The sequence below is a fragment of the Methylomonas lenta genome (assembly GCF_001644015.1).
In the GTDB taxonomy this organism is placed as follows: Bacteria; Pseudomonadota; Gammaproteobacteria; order Methylococcales; family Methylomonadaceae; genus Methylomonas; species Methylomonas lenta.
In genome coordinates this window covers 71,709-87,581 of record NZ_LUUI01000022.1, presented here as the reverse complement: position 1 = coordinate 87,581, position 15,873 = coordinate 71,709, and the positions used below count along the sequence as shown (strand labels likewise).

Below are 15,873 nucleotides of genomic sequence, written 5' to 3'. Positions count from 1 at the left end.
TTAACTTAATGGCAGTGACACTCAAGCATACAAATAGACCTCGCATATTTTGCACGCCGACATGAAGTTTCACCGTCACAGGAAGGACATGTACAAATATTGTATTTGAGGCTTAGGATTTGGCTTGGAATCACCTCTCGAATAGAAATCCCCATGCAAAACATCGTCGCTCCCGCAGGGATTGCCAGAACCCAAAAAGGTGAGTTACACAAAGGCTGATTGGGTATTTCAGGACGGATGGAAGCTAGCCTAAGTTACTTCTATAGGTTTCCAAATCGATTTGATAACAGGTACAAGCCAGAGCTTTCAAGCCGGTGCGGTCCAAAATCGTAATATCCCCGCGTCGATAACTAATCAACTTTTGCTGCTGCAACGAATGAGCAGCTTTAGTGATGCCGACGCGCCGCACGCCTAAAATATAGGCCAGAAATACATGTGTTACATGAAAGGTATCCGTGTCGGAGCGGTCATGCGTCATCAATAACCAACGCGCCAAACGCGCCGCCACTAGATGGAAGCGATTACAAGTAGCGCTTTGTGCGAGTTGACGCATCGACACGTACAAATAGCGTTTTAATACTTGCCGTAAGGCTAAACTCTGGTCAAGTTCGTGCAGAAACAAAGCAGTGTTTATCCGCAATGCAGCGCCTGCTCCCTGTACCCGCGCTTGAAATGGCGCGATCGCTATGCCCAGCATCAGAGTAACGCCAAGTACCCCTTCTCTACCAACCAAGCCCACTTCCAAGCCGGTATCGGCGCTAACGGGTGTTAGCAAAGAGATGAATGCACCGGTCGGGAAATACACGTGTGGAATAGCGTCTCCTGCGCTATAGAGCACCTCGGCAAAACTCAGTTCGACGGGTTCACTAATTGCAATTAGCCTTTCACGATCTACATCCGGCAGGATAGTCAACAGATGATTAACACTAGAAACAGCTTGGTTAGTTAACACAGACACGCTCCGGTGATTTTGATGACTAGCAACAAACGGGTTAAAAAATCGGCATCCCTATCAAACCAGCGCTCGCGGTGACCAAATAAGAAAACAACCTGAATTAGCACAGCCTAGCGAAGAAAGACTTTGCTGTCTGTCTGCTAGCGCACCTAATATTCCGGGGGGATATCGATGCTCAGCTATCGGTTAAGTTTAAAAACCAAATTAGGCTGAATAGATTAGCTTAAGAAAATGGATGTCTGTACGTTAGCGAACAGACTGTAGTACTGGGCTGCAGTAATCTAACCATAGTCTGGTGAAAACCACCCGACAACCGAAAATGTAAATAAGCGATCAATAAGCTTCAAATAAATTTGTTTATTTATTCAAGACGGTTTCATTCGCGCACTATGCGATATCCCTTGAGAGGCTTTTAGTAGCCCATCGCCAGAATGTATCCATGTGCGTTTTTAGTCGATAGAAATGTGGAGAATTACATGAAAACCAAATATTTTTTTATAGCGTTACTTTTATCTTTATTTTCAGTGGGTGCGCTAGCTGCCGGTAGTCCATTAAACGAAAGTTTTACCAACCTGATTGCTTTAACCAATAACGCGATTGAGGTGGGTGCCAAAGGCGATGCGCAAGCATTTGTTGACAGTACCACTATTGCATTGGAGGCATTAAGCGAACAAAACGATCAGGGCAGTTCTATTCGTTTACAACGAGCTAACTCCAAAATTAAATCCGCTTTGAAAGCAGGCAAAGCGGGTAATGTGCCGGAAGGTGTTTCGTTACTGGAAAAAGCCGTTGTAGAAATGCAAAAAAAATAAGGCTTTAGTCAGACCTGAGGCGGTAGCTTAGTATAGCTACCGCTGCTGCTTCAACTGTCGTTTGTACTTGCAGATTTACGCTAACTGCTGGCAAGACATTAATTATCATGCAAGACATCAGATTACTTTTGTGAGAGCAGGGAGAAGTCGATCGGATTCGATTTTGACCACTTGGTAACATTCGCAAACGCGGGCTTCCAAGCCCGGCCTATCCAGCACCAGGATACGCCCCCGACTGTAATGAATCAAACCGGCGTCTTGCAATTTGCCGGCGGCTTCCGTGACACCTTCTCTGCGGACGCCCAGCATATTGGCGATTAATTCCTGAGTCATGGTCAATTCGTTAGTGGACAATCGATCCAGGCTAAGCAGCAACCAGCGACACAGTTGTTGATCGATTGAATGATGTCGATTGCAGACAGCGGTCTGCGCCATTTGGGTAATCAGCGCCTGGGTATAACGCAACAGCAGATGATGTATCGTTCCGTGCTGATTGAATGCCTGCATGAGTAGCTGGCCGCGCAAGCGATACGCCTGCCCGGCACTTTGCACCACAGCCCGATTGGGCATAGTGCCACCACCCATGAACACCGCTACACCAACAATACCATCGTTACCGACCACTGCAATTTCCGCCGACGAACCGTTTTCCATCACATACAACAGCGAGACGATGCAATTTGTTGGGAAATAGACGTGACACAACTCACCGCCGGATTCGTATAGGACTTCACCGAGTTTCATGTCAACCAGTTCAAGATGCGGGAGTAGCAATTCGTATGCCTCGGCAGGCATTGCTTGTAGTAATTGGTTCTGGCAAAGACTGTTCGGGTCGGTCATAAAAAGAGTATTAATCGGGTTACACAACGAAACGACGCAAATTGAATGACGAGTTACCAGCGAGTTTAGGTGAAATTAAAATTCTGACTCTAGGATATACCACATGCCAGCTAGGTATTCAATTTGCCGCTCAAACATTTGCCTGCGCTGTTACGAGCAACGGCTGCCGACTGTGAGTTGTAAACTGAGCCTGTAAAGTCACGTTGCAGAAAATAACCCTATGTTCGATACCGAACAGACGACTTTGCTAGAGTTGTTTATGCTGAAGGAAAATACCTACGGCTTGGTTTGCCAAACATGATTTGCAATGACTCACATGCCAGACAGTCTTCACGGCCCTACAGGCCCCTCGCCGTAGCAAATCTGTTAGTTGCTGCGGTTTTTTTTGACTGTTACAGCGTTGCGGAAGCCGTCAGACAGACCGAGCAAAAAATGAACTCAGAGTACAACCTTTCATGCTAATCAAAAACCTTTTATATCCCAATCAAGATGCCATTGACACTGTAGTGCCTCTCTCGGCATCTGCTCTAGAGGCTGCGATTGAGCTAGCCAAAATACAATTGCTAGGCCTGCAAAATCAACAAGGGTTTTGGGTATTTGAATTGGAGGCCGATTGCACCATTCCGGCCGAATACATCCTGATGATGCATTACCTGGACGAAATCGACCCAGTCTTGCAGAGCAAAATTGCCAACTTTCTACGCGGGCAACAAAACCCGGACGGTAGTTATCCTTTATACAAAGGCGGTGCCGGCGATATCAGTTGTACGATCAAGGTCTATTATGCTCTGAAATTAGCCGGTGATGACATACTATCCCCTACCCTGCTTATGGCTGGCGAGTGGATAAGAGCTCAAGGCGGTGCAGCCCAAGCCAATGTGTTCACCCGCATCATGCTGGCCATGTTCGAGCAAGTCCCCTGGCGCGCCACACCCTTCCTACCGGTGGAAATCATGCTATTACCCAAATGGTTTCCGTTTCATATCGATAAAGTATCTTATTGGTCGCGTACTGTAATGGTGCCGCTGTCCATTCTGTGCAGTTATAAGGTCAAGGCGCGAAATCCGGGCAAAATTGGCGTGTCCGAGCTATTTCTGATTCCGCCTGACCAGGAGAAAAATTACTTTTCTCACGTCAAAACGCCGCTGGGCAAGGCGATTTTGCTGCTGGATCGCCTCGGCCAGCGACTGGAAAGTTTCATCCCCGATGGCATCCGCCGCAAGGCCACCGCCAAAGCACACAACTGGTTTATGGCCCGTTTGAATGGCATCGACGGTCTGGGGGCAATTTTTACCGCCATGGTGAGCGCTTATGAAGTGATGGATTATCTGGGGGTGCCGGCAGACGATCCGCAAAGGCAGATAGCCAGAGCCGCCATCGATAAATTACTGGTCGTCAAACATGACTCGGCCTATTGCCAACCCTGCGTATCGCCGATTTGGGATACCGGCTTGGCGGCACTAACCTTGCAGGAAGTCGATCACCAGGCCAGCGATCCGCAAACCCAACAAGCTCTGGCAACTGCCTTGCATTGGCTGGCAGGCAAGCAATTGCGGGACGAACCGGGCGACTGGCAAATTCAGCGACCCCATCTGGCGGGCGGCGGCTGGGCATTCCAGTTCGGTAATAGTTATTACCCCGATGTCGACGATACGGCAGTGGTTGCCGTGGCTATGTTGCAAGCCCATGATCAGATATTTGCCGAAAATATCCAGCGAGCCGGCGTCTGGATTGCCGGCATGCAATCCAGAAATGGCGGCTATGGCGCTTTCGACGCCGACAATACCTCTTATTATCTAAACCAAATACCGTTTGCCGATCACGGTGCCCTATTAGACCCACCAACAGCGGATGTTAGCGGTCGCTGCATGATGTTGTTAAGCCAGTTGGTCAAACAAAACCCACAATACCAAGCCATCATTGATAAGTGCATTGCCTATTTACGTGCTCAACAGGAAAACGATGGTTCCTGGTTCGGACGCTGGGGCACCAATTACATTTATGGCACCTGGTCAGTACTATACGGTTATGAAGCAGCCGGCATACCCCGGAACGACCCCGGCATACAAAAGGCCGTTATTTGGTTGAAATCCAAACAACACTCAGACGGCGGCTGGGGCGAGGACAATCTCAGCTATCACGATGCAAGCGTGCGTGGTGAAGCCGATACCAGCACGGCCTTTCATACCGCACTGGCAATACTGGCCCTGCTGTCGGCTGGCGAAACACAAAGCCCGGCAGTCGAGTCCGGCGTGCAGCATTTGTTAAAAACCCAGCAGGCCGATGGCTTCTGGCACGACGATAGCTTTAACGCGCCCGGCTTTCCGAAGTTTTTTTATCTGAAATACCACGGCTACGATAAATTCTTCCCACTCTGGGCACTGGCGCGCTATCGCAATCAACGATTTGTGAAAGTCGCTGAGGAAATGCAGCATGACGGTAGTTAATAGCCGCGATAGACTATCCCGGCTCGGCAAGCTTATTTTGACTGATATCGGTCAAAGCCACCCACAACATGGGCTGCAAATCCACTGAATCCCTGCGCAGGCAATCGAGATGGGCGTAAAACACTGCGCCATCGGCTCGTAGCATATTCAAGCTGAATGAGTGTTTTTCTAAAGTAGAAGATGCCATCATCTTGCGAAAGCAGCGATACCAGTCGTCGCTATCCTGTGGCGCGACAAGCTTAGAGAAACGGCTATGAGTCAGCTTGCTGCGATCAATACCCAGCAGGGTAGCCCCGGCCAGATTGATTTCGCTGATCTTATCGTCCTGATCAATGCTGATGTAGCCCACCGGGGCAAACTCATACAGATCCGCATAGCGTTCCAGTGCTTGTGCCAAGGCGATATGGGTGTTACGCAACTCCTCATTCTGCATTTCCAGCTCGACTTTGTGTACCAGAAGTTCATGCAGCAATACTTCTGTATGTTTAGCTGATGGCTCTTGCGGGGATAAACTGGCAACTAGAGCTTCTGCCTGTGCCCTCAGCGATTTTCGTCGTTCAATGCCGTCCCATGTTTGCTTCATATTTATTCTTCCTAATTAGAACTGACGCCGATAGTCACTGTTGTCATAGCGACGGAAACCCGTTTGTTTTTAATAATCTATCTGGTATTCAAACCTATTTTACGTTAACCGGTGCTTATGTGTGCTAATGCCGGCAGCGCCAGCGGTAACAAGTATGCGGCAATAGCGCTTGAATTGACGAGTAGAATTCGTGCTAACCGATAATAAACAATATTGCGGGGCTAGGCTATCAGCTATCTTTTGCTTTTGTATGTGCGCTAGCGTACCGACGCCATTCAAAATTGCCGCTATGCTGGATTTAAGCGAATACACCGACGCACATCAATCTCTCAAACCTAACAACAGCAAAGAGCACATCATGAAAACAAAAAACGAGTACATAGAAATTCTTGCTACAGAACTTAAAGAGTTGAGTGCTGAGATTGACGTACTGACCGAGAAAGCCGACAAAGCCAGTGATCTCGTGAAGCAAAGTTGTGTCGAGAATATTGAGGGGTTGCGCAGCAAACAAGCTGCTGCAATCGAAAAAATGCAAGAACTGGAAGAGTCCCGTGGCGAGGCCTGGGAAGAACTGAAACATACAGCCGATAGCATCTGGGATGAATTGAGAACCGGTTTGAGTGCCGTTGCAGCCAAATTCAAATGACATATCGGCACACGGTGATTATTTAGAATAGTCCTTTTAATTACTGCAAGGTATAGCGGCTTTCTCTAACAGTAAACCTATGTTCGATAGCGTACAGACTGCGACCAATTTCAGAGTTAAGCTGTAATCAAATAACATTTTCAGGAGTTGATATGAATATTGCACTCGAACCTATACTGGCGCTGGTAATGGGTATTTTAATCTTGGCGGTACCAAGGTTTTTAAATTATTTCGTGGCTGTGTATTTGATCGTTGTGGGGATTTTGGGCCTGATACATCCTTAAAAACAGCTGTGTGCTAACCAAGCGCAAACCGTTTTGTTATCGGTTGACTTGTAATTTTGTTTTCTTAGGAGTTTTGCCATGTCGATTAGTACCATTTTACTCGTCATTTTAGTCCTGATGCTGCTTGGTGTAATTCCCGTCTGGCCGCATAGTCGGTCATGGGGTTATAGACCCACCAGTGGACTGGGCTTGGTAGTGATTATTCTGCTGGTTTTGCTGTTATTGGGCAAAATTTAAGCTGTCGTGCATACCCTTTAAGTCGCTCAAGTCTTTATACCACTAAAGTCTATAGCCGGTTCTAGAAGCTAGCCAACCTGCTTTTAGGTTGACTCGCGAAATTGCTTAACCAGCTGTTCGACACCCCCTAAACAGTCATTTAACACTGCATGTGATCACAAGCCTTGGCGCCCACAAGTTAGGGCAAAACAGGGATCACTCGCCATGCTGCGTTGACTATTCGATTCGGCGGCAGTGTCCGCCAAATGAATCTTTGTTGGTCAGCCTTTGTTTATTATTCAAAATCGGAGAACCCATTCATGTCCAAGCGGCGAGATCAAAGACGTCATGTCAGAATCGATCACCCAGGCGGCGAGGAAGAGCCTATTCGTTTTGAATTATTCAGTAACGAACGTCTGGAACAGCATGCACTAAGTTTGGCAAAAGCCCAAAAAGTCGGCCGCTTAACTAAATATCGCACCCTGATTCCGCGTGTGCGCGAGAATGCACTAGTATTGCTGGAGGCACATAAAGCCGTAACACTGGAGGTACGTCAGCAACATGCCATTACCCCGGCAGCAGAATGGTTATTGGATAATGCTCATGTTATAGAAGAACAAGTCAGCGACATCCATGTCGATTTGCCGGAAAGTTATTACCAGGAATTACCTAAGTTGGCGGAAGGCACATTAGCCGGTTTCCCGCGCGTTTATGGTATAGCCTGGGCTTTGGTAGCACATACCGACAGTCGTTTCGTGCCGGAATTACTGTGCCTGTTCGTACGTGCCTATCAAAACGTCGAGCCACTCACACTGGGTGAGCTTTGGGCGATTCCGATTACCTTACGGGTTTTGTTGATCGAAAACTTGCGACGATTGGCAGTGAGAGTCATGCGCTCTCAAAACGGTCGACGGCTGGCTGACAAGTTTGTCGATCAGTTTGAACAAATGGCTACCCGTGGCGATACACTGGCATCGGAACTAGCCGTTGGAGTATTACCAGAGGCTGCCTTGTGTCAGGCCTATGTGGTGCAAATTCTACAGCGTTCGCACGATCCGCATTCAGGGGCCATGCTTTCTCTCGATTTTCTAAATGACTGGCTTGAACAGCAAGACGCCAGCCTGGAAGATATTGTGCATCGGGAACACGCCGATCAGGTGGCCGATAATCTGACCATGCGCAATATCATTACCAGCATGCGGGCCATTTCGGCATTCGATTGGCCACAGTTTGTGGAGGGTGTCAGCTTGGTGGAACGCTGTTTACGCGACCACCACGGTTACGCCGGCATGGACTTTCTGACCCGGGATAGATACCGGCATGCGATTGAGGAATTGGCCAAACGCTCGCCGCACACGGAATTACAAATTGCCGGCATAGTCATAGACAAAGTCCGTTTAGCCGCAGAATCCGGGCAGACGGAAAGTCAACGACAGGATCCCGGCTACTACCTGATAGGCCCAGGCCGCTATAGGTTTGAACCGGAAGTGGGCTATCGGCCTACACTCAAGCAATGGCTGTTACGGGCTTATATTGCGCATGCCGGCTTGGCTTATGTGAGTAGTGTTGGTCTATTGAGTCTGATATTACTGGCACTGCCTTTGGCTGCCTGCATTGTGGCAGGACTTAGTGGGTTTGCGCTGATTGTGCTGGGCTTGCTTGGCATTTTTCCAGCGTCGGATATCGCCGTCGGCTTGATCAATCATTTCATCATTACCGGTCTGCCGCCCACTCATCTGCCGCGACTTGATTTACAAGGCGAGGTACCGCAGGCACTAAGCACCTTTGTGGTAGTGCCGACGTTATTTGTCGATGAGCACAGAGTCAAGCAACAAGTTGAGCAGATGGAGATTCGCTATTTAGCCAATCCGGGTGGTGAGATACGCTTTGCCTTGATATCCGATTGGGCGGATGCCGACCAGGAAAGCATGCCGAACGATATTAAACTGCTGAAAATTGCCATGACAGCAGTCACAGCATTAAACACCAAGTACGGCCAGCAACGCTTTTTTGTGTTTCAACGTAAGCGCTTATGGAACGCAAGCGAAGGTAAATGGATGGGCTGGGAACGCAAGCGCGGTAAATTGCATGAATTCAATCGCTTGTTACGCGGCGCGACCGACACCTCTTTTCTGGCGATTGATGGTCAGCCTGCGGTTGCACCGGCTGATGTGTGTTACGTCATCACGCTGGATGACGACACCAAATTACCGATGGGCGCGGTCTCGCAATTGGTAGGTGTCGCAGCTCATCCGTTGAATCGTCCGGTATTTGATCCGATTCAACAGCGGGTGGTAGATGGCTACGGCCTGTTGCAACCTCGCGTGACGCCGACCTTGCCACAACAGCAAGAACGTTCGATGTTTCACCAGATTTTTTCCGGTGCGTCCGGCACCGACGCCTACTCCAGCAGCGTATCCGAGCTGTACCAGGATTTATTTGCCATGGGTACTTACAGTGGCAAAGGTTTGTATCACGTAGACAGTTTCGAAGCGGCACTGGCCGGACGGGTGCCGGAAAACACCCAGCTCAGTCACGATTTGTTCGAAAGCGTCTATGTGCGTTGCGCACTGGTCAGCGATATCGAGTTTTTCGAGGAATTTCCCTCACATACCGAAGTAGCAGCTTTGCGCGAACATCGTTGGGTGAGAGGCGATTGGCAGTTATTGCCCTGGATCTTCGGTGCCGGCGGCAAGGGTATGCCGATGATTGGCCGTTGGAAAATGCTGGATAATTTACGCCGATCACTGTCGGCCCCTGCGGCCTTTACCTTGCTGGTAGCCAGTTGGGTGATTCCACATGCGCCAGCCGTTCTAATCGGATTCGTACTGACGGCCTTGGCCTTTCCGGTATTTCTGGCTATTGCCGGCAGCTTTACCTCGTTGCGACGAGGTATTTCCTGGTCTACTCATCTACGTACCGCCGCGGAAAATATACTCTGGGCAGCCGGCAATTGTCTGGTAGCGCTGACGTTGCTTTCGCAACAGGCCTGGCTAATGACCGATGCCATCGGCCACACCCTGGTCAGGCTGTTTATTACCCGCCGAAAATTGTTAAAGTGGGTGACCGCCTTACAGACCAAATCAAACACAGGACATACCCTTAAAAGTCTGATTCGGCCCTTGAGCCATTCATCCAGCGTCGTGATAGGTTCAGCTGCCTTGATACTGTTGGTCAACCCCAGCGGCATCGTCGGTGCCGCACCGTTTTTGTTGCTATGGTGGCTGGCCCCCTTTGTCGCCCGCGCCTTAAGTCTGCCGCCCAGACTTGATCTGGCCGAATCGTTGCTCCCCGAAGATAGTCTACAACTGCGTTTGATCGGCAGGCGTATCTGGCGGTTTTTCACCACCTTTGTGACGGCGCAGGAGCACTTTCTGCCGCCGGATAATTTTCAGGAAGATCCGCAGCCGGTGATTGCCCATCGCAGCTCGCCGACCAATTTCGGTTTGTATCTGCTATCGGTGGTCGCCGCGCGGGATTTCGGCTGGATCGGCCTGCTGGACAGCGTCGATAGGTTGGATGCCACGCTGACCACACTAGAGGGTTTGCCACGTCACCACGGTCACTTTTATAACTGGTACGACACCCGCGATCTACGTGCCCTGGAACCCCGCTATGTGTCGACCGTGGACAGCGGTAATTTAGCCGGGCATTTGCTTGCCTTGTCGCAGGCTTGTCGGGAAATGTTGACCCAGCCGCTGAATTTAGCCAATGCCTTGAGCGGCCTGGTGGATACGCATAGCTTGCTGATATCGGCGCTGGCAAACATCAGTACCGACCGCCGCACCCTCACCGTCACCCAAAAAGAGCTACAACTAAAACTGTCGGTCCTGGGTGAGTTACTGCAAAACCCTGCTGAAAATGCAGCGCAATGGGGACAGCATTGGCGTCAGCTGGTGGTTTGCGCCGATAGTTTGCTGGATCTGGCACGCGCTTATGCCGCCGAACGCGGCGATACGGATGATAGCGAGGTACTGGCCTGGGCTAACTTGATCTGCGATGATATTCGTTCCCAGGCACGGGATGTGGATAGTTTGATTCCCTGGATTCATGCTGTTTCGGGTGCTGACCACCATGGGTCCAGTTCCGAGATATTGAAACATCTAGATCTGCACACGCCGCTCAGTAAGCTAGCCGGCTGCTATGCACAAACCGTGGTTGCTATTCAGGCTATTAGCGCCGCCGAGCAGTCGTCGTCTATAGACCGCACAGCGCTGACAATGCGGCTGAAGCACGCGCAATCCCAAGCTGAATGGCTAACAAACCGTTTGGGACACATGGTTACCCGTCTGGACAGTTTGTTTCAGGAGATGGATTTTAGCTTTTTATACGATAACCAGCGACAACTGTTCTCGCTGGGTTATGCTGTGGCGGAAGGCATCCTTGATCCCAGTTATTACGATATGCTGGCATCGGAAGCACGGTTGTCCAGTTTCGTGGCGATTGCCAAACGCGATGTGCCCAGTAAGCATTGGTTTCATCTGGGTCGGCGAGTCACTCGGGCAGCACACGGCACTTTATTGTTGTCATGGTCAGGCTCGATGTTCGAATATCTGATGCCTTCTCTGGTGACCTTTACCCCGCGTTACAGCCTGCTGGATCAAACCTGCCGCTTGGTCGTGAAGCGCCAGATAGAATACGGCAAGCAGCGCGGCGTGCCATGGGGAGTGTCGGAGTCGGCCTTCAATGCCCGCGATCTGGCCTTGACCTATCAATACTCCGCATTTGGGGTACCGGGTTTAGGTATGAAACGCGGCCTGGGCGAAGATTTGGTGATTGCGCCTTACGCCACGGCCTTGGCTGCCATGTATTTGCCGCATGCGGCAGTGGAAAACTTCGCACAATTGGAACAGGCCGGCGCTTTGGGGCGTTTCGGTTTCTATGAGGCCTTGGATTTCACCCCAATCCGCTTGGCGGAAGGCCAAAAGGTGGCGATGGTGCGTTGCTATATGGCGCATCATCAAGGCATGTCGCTGGTAGCTTTCTCCAACGTAGTGCATGACGGGGCCATAAGGCATCGTTTTCATAACACGCCGATGATTCAATCGGCCGGTTTGCTACTGCAGGAACGTATTCCTCGTGGCGCGGACACCAGCAGCTTACCGTTTCTGCAAGCACTTTCAGATGTCAGCGATACCTTGCAACCGCCTGTGCGGCGCGTGTTATCGCCGATGTCGGCCATACCGTCTTCGCATCTGTTATCCAATGGACGCTATGGTGTGATGATGACCGCCGCAGGATCGGGTTATAGCCAGTGGCGAAATCTGGCAGTAACCCGCTGGCGTGAAGATGTGACCCGGGATGCCTGGGGCAGTTATATCTATCTGCGCGATGTCGCCAGTGGTCAGGTTTGGTCTGCTGGTTACCAGCCTACCGCGGCGGTTCCTGATCACTACGAAGTAGTGTTTTTAGAAGATCGCGCTCGTATCACGCGCGGCGACGGCAGCCTGATTAGTAATTTGGAAATTGTGGTCTCACCCGAAGACGATGCGGAAATCCGTCGCTTAAGTTTGACCAATAACGGCCCTGGCGAGCTGGAAATCGAAATCACCTCCTATGCCGAAATCGTACTGGCGGCCATGGCTGCCGACATTGCCCATCCGGCCTTTTCCAATCTGTTTATTCATACCGAGTATCTGCCACAGGCGAGTGCACTTATCGCCCATCGTAGGCCAAGGGCAGATACTGATCCGGTAATATGGGCGGCGCATGTGCTAGCCGATCAGCAAAGCAGCGACGGCTTACAATACGAAACCGACCGGGCGCGTTTTATCGGACGCGGGCAATCGCTACGCACACCGATTGCCGTCATGGACGGTCGCCCGCTGAGTAACACGGTAGGTAGTGTGCTGGACCCGATATTCAGCCTGCGTAAACGGGTGCGAATTGCCGGCGGATCTAGCGTGCATTTAATCTTTACCACCCTGGTCGCCGATTCGCGACAAGCGGTGTTGGAACTGGCCGACAAATATCGCAACCCGGTTACCTGGGAGCGGGTCTCGGCCTTGGCCTGGACGCATGCTCATGTGCAATTGCATCATTTACGCACCAAACCGGACGAGGCACAGTTATTTCAGCATCTGGCGAACCGACTGCTGTATGCCGACCCCTCGCTACGGGCGTCAGGCAGATTAATGCAGATGAATAGCCTAAATGTGGCGAGCTTGTGGCGGCACGGAATCTCGGGCGATAAACCCATAGTGTTGTTGAGGGTTACGGAGCCTGAGGATAGACCTATCGTCGAGCAATTATTGCGCGCTCACGAATACTGGCGTATCAAAGGTCTGGCCGTCGATCTGGTAATTTTGAACGAAAAACTGATGTCTTATGTGGAGGATTTGCAAAATCTGCTGCAGAGTTTATTAAGGGAAAATCAGGCCCGCTCGGCACATCAGGAGCTCGATAACGCCGGCGCGATTTTTGTGCTGCGAGGCGATGAAATTTCACACGAAGAACGGCGCTTGTTGCAAACCGCTGCTCGGGCCGTGTTGGTCAGTAATCGTGGCACCCTGGCCGAACAACTGTTACGGCATGCCCGCACCGCTGCCGCCTTTGTACCACCGAAACTGTTGCCTGTTAACTCGGATGCCGAGCCGGCCTTACCGATACCGCCACTGGAATTTTTCAACGGTCTCGGTGGCTTTGCCGACGATGGCCGCGAATATGTAATCGTGCTCGACAAAGGCCAATGGACGCCGGCTCCCTGGGTCAACGTCATCGCCAAACCCGAGTTCGGTTTTATGGTCTCGGAAACCGGTAGCGGTTGCACCTGGAGCAGCAACAGCCGCGAAAACCTGCTGACGCCTTGGTCGAATGATCCGGTCTGCGATCCATCGGGCGAGATGTTTTATCTGCGTGACGATGAGAGTAACGCCTTATGGAGCCCCACCATCGCACCGATTCGAGTTGAAAACGCCAGTTATCTGATTCGGCATGGCCAGGGCTACAGCCGTTTCGAACACATTTCGCACGGTATTCATAGCGAATTACTGCAATTTGTTGCACCTGACGATCCGGTGAAAATATCGGCATTGAGCCTGGTCAACTTGTCCGGTCGAACCCGCCGCTTGACGGTTGCGGCCTATTTGGAATGGGTGCTGGGCAGCTCACGTAGCGTGACTTCGCCGCATATCCTCACCGAATTGGATGCCGAAACCGGCGCGCTGTTTGCTTCCAACACCTGGAGCGTTGAATTTGGCCAGCGTGTGGCTTTCGCCGACTTATGTGGTCGGCAGAGTGGCTGGACCGGCAATCGGAGCGAGTTCCTCGGCCGTAATGGCGAGCTGAATGCACCCGCCGGTTTATTGAGCGGTGCTCCCTTGACCAACCGCGTCGGTGCCGGACTGGACCCGTGCGCAGCGCTGGAAACGGTGATTGAACTTGCTGCCGATGAACGTATCGAGATCGTATTACTGTTGGGGCAAGGCGCTGACCGGGTTCAGGCCCGAGAACTGATACAGCGCTATCGAAGTGTTGCGATTGAAAGCGTATTTACCCAGGTGAAACAGTCGTGGGAACAGGTACTCGGCAAGCTGCAGGTCAAGACGCCGGATCGGGAACTGGATCTGCTGTTGAATCGCTGGCTGCTGTACCAAACCTTGAGTTGCCGCATGTGGGCCAGAGCCGCGTTCTATCAGGTGGGTGGGGCTTTTGGATTTCGCGACCAGCTGCAGGACAGCATGGCGCTGGCGGTGACACGACCCGATCTGACCCGTGCGCATTTACTGCGGGCAGCAGCGCGACAGTTTAACGAAGGCGACGTGCAACATTGGTGGCATCCGCCGACCGGTCGCGGCGTGCGCACTCGTTTTTCCGACGATAGAATTTGGCTGCCTTATGCGGTCGCCCATTATCTTAAGGTCAGCGGCGAAGTCGCGGTGCTGGATGAATCACTGCCATTCCTGGATGGGGCTGTGCTATTGCCGGAACAGGATGATCTTTATTTCGAACCGACGACCAGTCAGCAACAAGCTAGTTTGTTCGAGCATTGTGCCCGTACGCTGGATATCAGTTTGGCAACCGGCAAACACGGTCTACCGTTGATGGGCAGCGGCGACTGGAACGACGGCATGAACCGGGTCGGCAATCAGGGTCAAGGCGAGAGCGTCTGGTTGGCCTGGTTTCTGATGGCCACTCTGGATAAATTTATCCCGTTGGCGCAGGCCAGAGGCGAAACTGAAAGAGCCGAACGCTGGCGGGAGCACGCCGCACAATTAAAACGGGCCGTGGAAACGGACGGTTGGGACGGGGCCTGGTACCGGCGCGCCTATTTCGATGACGGCTCGCCGCTAGGCTCCGCCACCAACGCCGAATGCCGTATCGATGCCATCGCCCAAAGCTGGGGAGTGATTTCCGGCGCAGCCGATACCGAACGCGCTCGACGGGCCATGCATTCGGTACGGGAATATCTGCTGCGTTACGGCGATGATTTGGCATTGCTATTTACGCCGCCCTTCGACAAAACCGAGCGCGATCCCGGTTATATCAAAAGCTATCCGCCAGGTGTGCGGGAGAATGGCGGTCAATATACCCATGCCGCGATCTGGTCGGTGATTGCCTACGCCATGCTGGGCGACGGCGATCAGGCTGCGGAATTGCTGAGCATGCTGAATCCAATCAATCGGACGGCGACCCGCACCGGGGTTTACGCTTATAAAGTCGAGCCCTATGTATTGGCGGCGGATATTTATGCCGAACCGCCGCATGTACGACGCGGCGGCTGGACCTGGTACACCGGGGCGGCCGGCTGGTTTTATCGAGCCGGACTGGAATGGGTGCTGGGACTGCGGGTGCACGGCGACCAATTGCTGTTCAATCCGTGTATTCCCAGGGACTGGCGCAGCTATAGCATGGTCTATCGGCACGGTAATTCACAGTATGACATTAGCGTCGAAAATCCTGACGCTGTCACGCAAGGCATTCTTGCGCTGGAACTGGATGGCGTAGAACAGTTAAACACAAACGGTATTAGCCTGACCGATGATGGTCAATTGCATAAAATAAGACTGCTGCTTGGTGCAAGGCCTTGAGTGTTTCAAAGCACTTCAGCAGCTGACTATGACTATCTACCTTGCCGCAGATGGCAAGCTC

9 protein-coding genes are annotated in these 15,873 nt (G+C 51.6%); 6 read left to right on the top strand and 3 right to left on the bottom strand.

Annotated features, from left to right (window positions below; genetic code table 11):
* Window positions 1–244 precede the first annotated feature (244 nt).
* Window positions 245–952, bottom strand: coding sequence for a Crp/Fnr family transcriptional regulator (locus A1359_RS01640; RefSeq protein WP_066977049.1), 708 nt, complete (start codon window positions 950–952; stop codon window positions 245–247).
* A 479-nt stretch (window positions 953–1,431) separates the two neighbouring features.
* On the opposite strand from A1359_RS01640, the gene A1359_RS01635 reads away from it, so the two are divergent.
* Entirely contained in the window at window positions 1,432–1,767 is a 336-nt protein-coding gene (locus A1359_RS01635; protein WP_066977044.1) for a small metal-binding protein SmbP, read from the top strand.
* A gap of 117 nt (window positions 1,768–1,884) precedes the next feature.
* Here the strand turns inward: A1359_RS01635 and A1359_RS01630 are convergent, their stop codons facing one another.
* Window positions 1,885–2,607: a Crp/Fnr family transcriptional regulator gene (locus tag A1359_RS01630; protein WP_066977041.1), complete on the bottom strand. Its 723-nt coding sequence runs from the start codon at window positions 2,605–2,607 to the stop codon at window positions 1,885–1,887.
* Window positions 2,608–3,062: 455 nt separating this feature from the next.
* On the opposite strand from A1359_RS01630, the gene shc reads away from it, so the two are divergent.
* Window positions 3,063–5,054, top strand: coding sequence for a squalene--hopene cyclase (gene shc / locus A1359_RS01625; protein WP_066977040.1), 1,992 nt, complete (start codon window positions 3,063–3,065; stop codon window positions 5,052–5,054).
* 13 nt (window positions 5,055–5,067) lie between these two features.
* On the opposite strand, the gene A1359_RS01620 is transcribed toward shc, so the two are convergent.
* The gene (locus A1359_RS01620; protein WP_066977038.1) at window positions 5,068–5,637 is read right to left on the bottom strand and encodes a PAS domain-containing protein; all 570 of its coding nucleotides are present in this window, start codon (window positions 5,635–5,637) and stop codon (window positions 5,068–5,070) included.
* A 358-nt stretch (window positions 5,638–5,995) separates the two neighbouring features.
* Here A1359_RS01620 and A1359_RS01615 point away from each other — a divergent pair, with 358 nt between their 5' ends.
* The 4 genes from A1359_RS01615 (at window position 5,996) to A1359_RS01605 (ending at window position 15,812) form a co-directional block, all read left to right on the top strand.
* On the top strand, window positions 5,996–6,283 hold the full coding sequence (locus tag A1359_RS01615; protein ID WP_066977066.1) for a sll1863 family stress response protein: 288 nt from the start codon (window positions 5,996–5,998) through the stop codon (window positions 6,281–6,283).
* A gap of 152 nt (window positions 6,284–6,435) precedes the next feature.
* Window positions 6,436–6,567, top strand: coding sequence for a DUF3096 domain-containing protein (locus tag A1359_RS21730; protein WP_083960439.1), 132 nt, complete (start codon window positions 6,436–6,438; stop codon window positions 6,565–6,567).
* Window positions 6,568–6,645: 78 nt separating this feature from the next.
* The gene (locus A1359_RS01610) at window positions 6,646–6,804 is read left to right on the top strand and encodes a DUF3309 family protein (protein ID WP_066977036.1); all 159 of its coding nucleotides are present in this window, start codon (window positions 6,646–6,648) and stop codon (window positions 6,802–6,804) included.
* A 299-nt stretch (window positions 6,805–7,103) separates the two neighbouring features.
* Window positions 7,104–15,812 (top strand): GH36-type glycosyl hydrolase domain-containing protein, encoded by an 8,709-nt coding sequence (locus A1359_RS01605; protein ID WP_066977031.1) that lies wholly within the window; start codon window positions 7,104–7,106, stop codon window positions 15,810–15,812.
* Window positions 15,813–15,873: the final 61 nt, after the last annotated feature.

Bases quoted from the DNA above. Each gene is read 5' to 3' on its own strand.
- A1359_RS01635 (WP_066977044.1), top strand. From the start codon at position 1,432: ATGAAAACCAAATATTTTTTTATAGCGTTACTTTTATCTTTATTTTCA.
- A1359_RS01630 (WP_066977041.1), bottom strand. From the start codon at position 2,607: ATGACCGACCCGAACAGTCTTTGCCAGAACCAATTACTACAAGCAATG.
- shc (WP_066977040.1), top strand. From the start codon at position 3,063: ATGCTAATCAAAAACCTTTTATATCCCAATCAAGATGCCATTGACACT.
- A1359_RS01620 (WP_066977038.1), bottom strand. From the start codon at position 5,637: ATGAAGCAAACATGGGACGGCATTGAACGACGAAAATCGCTGAGGGCA.
- A1359_RS01615 (WP_066977066.1), top strand. From the start codon at position 5,996: ATGAAAACAAAAAACGAGTACATAGAAATTCTTGCTACAGAACTTAAA.
- A1359_RS21730 (WP_083960439.1), top strand. From the start codon at position 6,436: ATGAATATTGCACTCGAACCTATACTGGCGCTGGTAATGGGTATTTTA.
- A1359_RS01610 (WP_066977036.1), top strand. From the start codon at position 6,646: ATGTCGATTAGTACCATTTTACTCGTCATTTTAGTCCTGATGCTGCTT.
- A1359_RS01605 (WP_066977031.1), top strand. From the start codon at position 7,104: ATGTCCAAGCGGCGAGATCAAAGACGTCATGTCAGAATCGATCACCCA.